The sequence below is a fragment of the Psychromonas sp. genome (assembly GCF_047632955.1).
Taxonomy (GTDB): domain Bacteria; phylum Pseudomonadota; class Gammaproteobacteria; order Enterobacterales; family Psychromonadaceae; genus Psychromonas.
This window is the reverse complement of record NZ_JBLIED010000076.1, coordinates 1-6719: the sequence shown is the minus strand read 5'-3', so window position 1 is coordinate 6719 and position 6719 is coordinate 1. Positions and strand designations below refer to the sequence as shown.

Genomic DNA, 6719 nt, shown 5'->3' with positions numbered 1-6719 from the left:
TCGTACGCGTGATGCATTAGTCGCGGATTTTCCAGGTTTAACGCGAGATCGTAAATACGGTCAGGCGAAAATCGATGAACATGAATTTATCGTTATTGATACGGGTGGTATTACTGGTGATGAAGAGGGCATTGATGCTTTAATGGCTGGTCAGTCTTTACTGGCAATTGATGAAGCCGATGCGGTTTTGTTCTTAGTTGATGCGCGTGCCGGCATGACCATTGCCGATGAAGCCATTGCTGAACACCTGCGTAAACAAGATAAAAAAGTCTTTGTTGTTGCTAACAAAACAGATGGCGTTGATGCCGATTCTGTTTGTGCTGAATTTTATGCGCTTGCACTTGGCGAGGTTTATCATATCGCTGCCGCACAGGGTAAAGGTGTGCGCCAGATGATTGAAATCGCTTTGGATGGTTTCTTCGATGATGTCGAGTTGGAAGATGATTTTTCTGATCTGGAAAACGGTCTTGAATTTGTTGATGAAGATGAAGCCGCATTACTGAAAGAGCAGGAGCGTCTGGCCGCTTTACCTATTAAACTGGCTTTGATTGGTCGTCCTAATGTTGGTAAGTCTACGCTCACCAACCGGATTTTAGGCGAAGAACGTGTACTTGTATACGATCTGCCGGGCACAACCCGCGATAGTATCTATATTCCAATGAGCCGTGATGATCGCGAATATATTCTTATTGATACCGCCGGTGTGCGTAAGCGTAAAAAAGTTAACGAAACCGTTGAAAAATTCTCTGTTATCAAAACATTAAAAGCAATCGAAGACTGTAATGTGGTGTTATTGATTATCGATGCGCGCGATGGTATTTCAGATCAGGATTTAAGTTTGTTAGGCTTTACGCTTAATGCGGGACGTTCATTAGTGATTGCCGTCAATAAATGGGATGGCATGACCGAATACGACAAAGAGCGTGTGAAAAGTGAACTGGATCGCCGTTTAGGGTTTATCGATTTTGCAAAAATTCATTTTATCTCTGCGCTGCACGGAACGGGTGTCGGCCATTTATATGAATCAGTTGAAGAAGCTTATGACTCTTCAACCAAACGTATCTCTACGTCTATTCTAACGCGTATTATGACCATGGCCGCAGATGACCATCAACCACCTATGGTCGGTGGACGCCGGGTTAAGTTACGTTATGCTCATGCCGGCGGTTACAATCCGCCATTAATTGTTATTCACGGTAATCAAGTTAAAAAATTAGCGGATTCTTACAAACGTTACTTGATGAATTACTTCCGCCGTTCACTGGGTATTATGGGAACACCGATTCGTATCGAATTCCGTGAAGGTACCAACCCCTTTGAAGGACGTCGTAATAAATTAACGCCGAACCAGATGTATAAACGTCAACGGATGATGAAATTTCATAAAAAGAGTAAAAAATAATGGAATTAAAATGCCCCAAATGTGCTCACGAAATAGAGTGTAGCGGCATACAACAACAGCATTATCATTGTGATGCTTGTGACAGCGACTTAAAACTGAATGCATCATGTGACAAGTGCGGATCTCAACTTGAGGTTTTACAGGCATGTGGGGCGACAAATTTATGGTGTCATCAGTGTAATGAATTAAAAAGTAAATCCTCCGCTGTTTATTCATTAAGCGAAGAATAATCGTTCATTTTTATTCTTTCTGCTGTTAATAAAAAGGCCTAATCTTTCGATTAAGCCTTTTTTTATGAGCTGATTATAATACCTAAAGAACTAAAAAGGTGATCACCCTTGCTGGTTAAAATTATTCCTAACTTCGTTGTGAATTTTATTCAGAACGTCCTGTTCTTTACCACTTCGTGGTCAGCTAAAGCTGTTCAAAATCGTTCCATAGGATTTTGTGACGTGAGAATAATGATCGAATGCAACTCACGCCTTGTTAGAACTAATTTTTCCTTCGCAATCATTGATCACTTCATTATTTCTTTTGGTATAAGCGGCTATCAAGAGCCTGTTGTTTTCTTTTCAATGGGTTGGAAAACACGATTAACTCGTTTTACACCATCAACTTGACGGGTGATATCCGTTGCTTTATCGGACATTTCTTTAGTCACTTTACCGATTAAAAACACTTCAGCATTTTCAGTTATCACCTTAATCTTAAGGGGATTTACATCATCATTGGCGGTCAGTTTGCCTTTCACTTTTGTAGTGATCCAACTGTCTATACTTTGTTGTGCAAAACCAATCGGTTGACCAATTCTTAATTGGTTATAAATACCTTTTGCATTGGGCAGAGTGTTTAACTGCTGCTCTATTTTTTCGCTCAATTGTTGGTTGGTCACCTGACCTATGATCAGCAGATAACCGCTATTACTGATTAAGTTAATGCGAATATGCTGATCGTTAATATTAAGCTCATTAATTTTATCCAGGGCATCCATGGATAAAGAATCATCACTTATCTGCTCCGAAATACTGCGTTCATCGCTGCTCACTGTCACAGCAGTTCCTGCCATCACAATTAAACCACCGGCACAGCCCTGCAGCACTAATAACAGAGAGCAGAGAAAGACAGTAGAAAATATTTTTTTCATATTAATCCTATTGTTGTGGAAAAAGTTGTTGATCGATTAAATCACTCAAGCAGTTAATAACCAACAGGTGAATCTCTTCAATACGTGAGCCTTTGTCACTTGGTGCTCTGATTTCTACGTCATCAAAGCCTAACAATCCTGCTAGTTCACCCCCATCTACACCATTTAATACAATGATTTGTAAATTTTTACTCAGCGCGGTTTCTACGGCTTTAATTAAATTACGACTGTTACCGCCATGGCTGATAACCAATAACAGGTCACCATCCTGAGAGAGTGCCGCAATCTGTTTTGCGTAAATCTCATTAAAATGGCTGTCCGTGGCAATGGCCGACAACAGCGCCGAGTCCGCCGTAATCGCGATAGCCGGCAGAGAAGGGCGCTCTTTTTCATATTTATTGAGCAGATGTGAGGCAAAAATTTGTGCTAAAGCTGCTGCGCCGCCATTGCCGCAAACCAGTATTTTATTTCCTCTGATCAGCGTTGTACTCAATAATATGGCCGCTTTTTCAATTAATTCCGGCAGCGCTTCGGCGGCCACTATTGAAGTTTGAATACTTTCGGCAAAGTGTGCTTGGATTTTTTCATTTATCATTATGTTGTATCATCTTATTCTTGAAAGGCATTTTGGATCCAAGCGGGTGTGCTTGATTTGCTATCGATCGCAATGGCATCAAAGCGGCAAAAGGGTTCATTCTCTAATGTTCTCAAATAATGCTTCGCAGTGGTAATTATTTTACGCTGTTTAGCATTATTTATAGAAGCAAACGCGCCACCAAAATCACTGTTTTTACGATAGCGTACTTCAATAAAAACAACTGTATCCTGGTCGGCCATGATTAAATCTATTTCACCAAAACGACAGTAATAATTTTGGCAAATTAAGGTTAAGCCTTGCTTTTGTAAGTAACACAAGGCTTGTTTCTCTGCAAGTACTCCTTTTGAGTTACTCGCTTGTAGCAGGCGAGGCAACTTCAATTAAGTCTCCCTGATAGTATTTTGCCCAACTTAATTGCGGTTGAACCGTGTTGCTTAAATCCAGGCTTAATTGACCGACTAAACCGGGGTATGAATAACCTTCATTGGTTTGTAACTGCATTAATTGTCCAATCAATTGGTAACTGTCAAAACCAAAGGCGAACAAGCGTAATGCCGCATAGGATTGTCTTGGTAAGATAGTTTTCAGTTCGGTTATTATCTCACCCTGTTGATCGATAAGAAATGGCATGTCTGAGAAGGTGAAATTAGATAGCTCTTTATTTTGCAGGCCACCGCGGTCAAATTCATTAGAACGAGAACTGGCATAAATAGGTATCTTGGGTGCAAAAGGGCTGACAGTGACGTCGATAAAGGGTTTAAGTAAGATCAGTTCATCACGTTTACTGACCAGGTAAATCGCATCAATATCGGTGCGGCTGCGTACTTCTGTTTCAAGCGGAAGACGGGTCAGACTTTCCATCTGATTAATACGTGTTTGACTTTGATCCGTATGTAAAACACGCTCAATGAAAGAAGCTAATTTAGACTTGGAAGTGAAAAAATGTTGTTCAATGTCACTATTATGCTGTGCTTTCCATTCCTCTTTAAATGCCAGAGCAACACGTTTCCCGTAGTCAGAATTAGGCGCAATAATCATCGGGTTTGTGTGCTGGTTTGCGGTGACAAATTGAACCGCCTGTTTAGCTTCCTGTTCAGGTGAAAGTGAAAATGAATAATGCCAAGGCTGGTCAGCGGTGACGGTTTGAGAATCATCATTTACGCTTTTCATGCTCTCTTCCGGAAAACCGTTTAGCGCTAAAACTGGCATTTTTTCAACCAAAGGTAAAAATGTTGCAATCTCATTTTTTAATAATGGACCAATCACGAAGTCAATCTTATCCGCTGCAAACTCAGCAGCGATATCTTCTACCGAGCGCGCATGGCTATCGTAAAAATGCAGTGTTGGTGCGTTAACCGCAAAGGAGTCTGCGCTTGTCGAATCATTGAGCTGTTGCTGACGATAAAATGCATCTAAGATGCCTAACCGAATTGACTCACCCTGTCCCTGGAAACGTCCCGACAAAGGCAGTAACACCGCGATATTTTCAGGCTGAAAAGGCTCGATTTGTTGAATGTTAGTCAGTTGTGTTGGCATAAATAACCGTGCCTGGTGCTGCGGATAACTGTTTTCCCAATCAATGACTGCTTGTTTTAAATGGTTGGTGCGTAACTGGTAACGCTGATAAATACTGGCCAGCGCATACCAGCCTTTTTTAAATGATTCAGTTTCAGAACTCTGTCCACTCGGCGCATCTACTGTTTCATATTGATTAAGTGTTTTTGAAGGTAACAGGGAGAGCTCGGTTAATAAAATATCATTGTATTTCTGTTTACGTTTATCACTTTTTAATAAAGGGGTGAAAGCTAATAAAAGATTGGATGCCGCTAAATGATTATTGCGCTGTATATAAAGATCCGCCTGCAGTGATAAGGAGGAAATGGAGGCCAATTGTGATAACTGTCCCGGATTAATCGTACTTAACTTCTTTTGTGATTCGTCGAATTGATTTTTTGCAAATAAATTCTGCGCGATCAACAAATCCAGTGATATTTTATCTTTATCGGAAAGCTCCCTGGTCTGCAGATGGGTAATAATAGAATCGGCAAGGACAACTTGACCCTCTTCAATAAGTGATTGCAGGGCTAAAAGCTGCCAATCAACATTATCCGACTCAATATAAAGTTGATCCTTTTGCAGGTAGTATGCCGAATTGTTATTTAATTCGGAAAAGAGTGCCGGTGGCGTATCATCTGGGGATGAAGGGCTCATACTACACGCTGTCAAAAGTGTCATCGTTAATGAGATCATTAACAAGTGTAAAAAGCGTGGTGCTGTGGTTAAAACATTCAAAATTTCATCCCTTCTTAGCTAGCAAGTATTCGATGTAGGTATCAAGATGCCTATAGTGTAATATTGCCGCATCAGTTAAACAATCTTATTCACTTTATCAAGGCGATTATATGTCCGAAAATAGCCAAATCTCTTCTCAATTACCTGCCAAACTTTATATCGTTGCAACCCCTATCGGAAATATCAGTGATATTACCTACCGAGCAATAGAAACGTTACAACAAGTGGATTTGATTGCGGCCGAAGATACACGTCATAGCGGAAAGTTATTAAGTCATTATCACATCAAAAAACCGATGTTTCCTTTACATGACCATAACGAGCGTCAACGCGGGCAAGTACTGATAGAAAAAATTAAAGCTGGGCAATCAATCGCATTAATATCCGATGCAGGAACGCCATTGATCAGCGACCCTGGTTATCACCTCGTTAACGAGTGCCGCGCAGCAGGTATTGATATTGTGCCTATTCCCGGTGCCTGCGCTGCAATAACAGCATTAAGCGCGGCGGGCATGCCCTCGGACCGATTTTCTTTTGAAGGGTTTTTACCTGCCAAGGGGAAAAGTAAACAGGATAAATTAAAAGCCTTAATCGAAGAAACTCGCACCATGATTTTTTATGAGTCACCACGCCGCGTACAAGATACGGTCGAGCAGATTATCAATATCTTTGGCGGTGACCGTAAACTGGTTATTGCGCGGGAGTTAACTAAAATTTTTGAATCCTTCTACGCGCTTACTGCAGATGAAATGTTAGTTTGGTTAAATGAAGATACTAATCACTGCCGTGGTGAATTTGTTTTAATGGTGGCAGGCGCGCAAAAAGATGATGATGCCATTCCGCAGGTCGCGCTGAATACGCTGGCTTTATTAAAAGAGCAGCTACCGCTTAAAAAAGCAGCTGCTTTAACGGCGCAAATTCACGATCAGAAAAAAAATGAGCTGTATAAATGGGGATTAGAAAACTTATAACCCGTTAATAACGATTTTCCTTGTCATTGGCGTTCATTATCCCGTACAATTCGCAGCGGAGTTGGCCAGATCGTCGCCGCTTTTATTGCTTGCAATAAGAGGGGAGGAAAGTCCGGGCTTCAACAGGGCAGGGTGCCAGGTAACGCCTGGGTAGCGCGAGCTAACGACAAGTGCAGCAGAGAGGAAACCGCCTATGTGTTTATGTGAATAAATGCAGGTAAGGGTGAAAGGGTGCGGTAAGAGCGCACCGGCCATCTAGTAATAGTTTGGTGCAGGGTAAACTCCACCCGAAGCAAGACCAAATAGGCTTCC

At 41.4% G+C, this 6719-nt stretch carries 7 protein-coding genes and 1 other RNA gene; 4 read left to right on the top strand and 4 right to left on the bottom strand.

Annotation, left to right across the window (positions count from 1 at the left end; translation table 11 throughout):
- A partial coding sequence (gene der / locus ACJAZP_RS19595; protein ID WP_415232423.1) for a ribosome biogenesis GTPase Der occupies positions 1-1402 on the top strand: 1402 nt, incomplete at its 5' end.
- Entirely contained in the window at positions 1402-1632 is a 231-nt protein-coding gene (locus ACJAZP_RS19590; protein WP_415232422.1) for a zinc ribbon domain-containing protein, read from the top strand. The genes der and ACJAZP_RS19590, both read left to right, overlap by 1 nt.
- Before the next feature lie 320 nt (positions 1633-1952).
- On the opposite strand, the gene ACJAZP_RS19585 is transcribed toward ACJAZP_RS19590, so the two are convergent.
- From ACJAZP_RS19585 to ACJAZP_RS19570, 4 genes are read right to left on the bottom strand one after another with little or no spacing between them, the layout of a single operon-like run.
- Complete coding sequence (locus ACJAZP_RS19585) at positions 1953-2546, bottom strand: BON domain-containing protein (protein WP_415232421.1); 594 nt, start codon at positions 2544-2546, stop codon at positions 1953-1955.
- A 7-nt stretch (positions 2547-2553) separates the two neighbouring features.
- The gene (locus tag ACJAZP_RS19580) at positions 2554-3138 is read right to left on the bottom strand and encodes an SIS domain-containing protein (RefSeq protein ID WP_415232424.1); all 585 of its coding nucleotides are present in this window, start codon (positions 3136-3138) and stop codon (positions 2554-2556) included.
- A 17-nt stretch (positions 3139-3155) separates the two neighbouring features.
- A complete protein-coding gene (locus ACJAZP_RS19575; RefSeq protein ID WP_415232420.1) occupies positions 3156-3524 on the bottom strand; it encodes a YraN family protein in 369 nt (122 codons plus the stop codon).
- Complete coding sequence (locus ACJAZP_RS19570; RefSeq protein ID WP_415232419.1) at positions 3493-5355, bottom strand: penicillin-binding protein activator; 1863 nt, start codon at positions 5353-5355, stop codon at positions 3493-3495. The genes ACJAZP_RS19575 and ACJAZP_RS19570 overlap by 32 nt, the downstream gene beginning before the upstream one ends.
- Positions 5356-5546: 191 nt before the next feature.
- On the opposite strand from ACJAZP_RS19570, the gene rsmI reads away from it, so the two are divergent.
- Together rsmI and rnpB are read left to right on the top strand one after the other, a co-directional pair.
- Positions 5547-6407, top strand: coding sequence for a 16S rRNA (cytidine(1402)-2'-O)-methyltransferase (rsmI, locus tag ACJAZP_RS19565; RefSeq protein ID WP_415232418.1), 861 nt, complete (start codon positions 5547-5549; stop codon positions 6405-6407).
- A 57-nt stretch (positions 6408-6464) separates the two neighbouring features.
- Positions 6465-6719, top strand: an RNA gene (gene rnpB, locus ACJAZP_RS19560) — RNase P RNA component class A; the annotation flags it as partial.

What these genes read in the sequence shown, in the direction of transcription:
- ACJAZP_RS19590 (WP_415232422.1), top strand. Translation starts at nt 1,402, where the DNA reads ATGGAATTAAAATGCCCCAAATGTGCTCACGAAATAGAGTGTAGCGGC.
- ACJAZP_RS19585 (WP_415232421.1), bottom strand. Translation starts at nt 2,546, where the DNA reads ATGAAAAAAATATTTTCTACTGTCTTTCTCTGCTCTCTGTTATTAGTG.
- ACJAZP_RS19570 (WP_415232419.1), bottom strand. Translation starts at nt 5,355, where the DNA reads ATGAGCCCTTCATCCCCAGATGATACGCCACCGGCACTCTTTTCCGAA.
- rsmI (WP_415232418.1), top strand. Translation starts at nt 5,547, where the DNA reads ATGTCCGAAAATAGCCAAATCTCTTCTCAATTACCTGCCAAACTTTAT.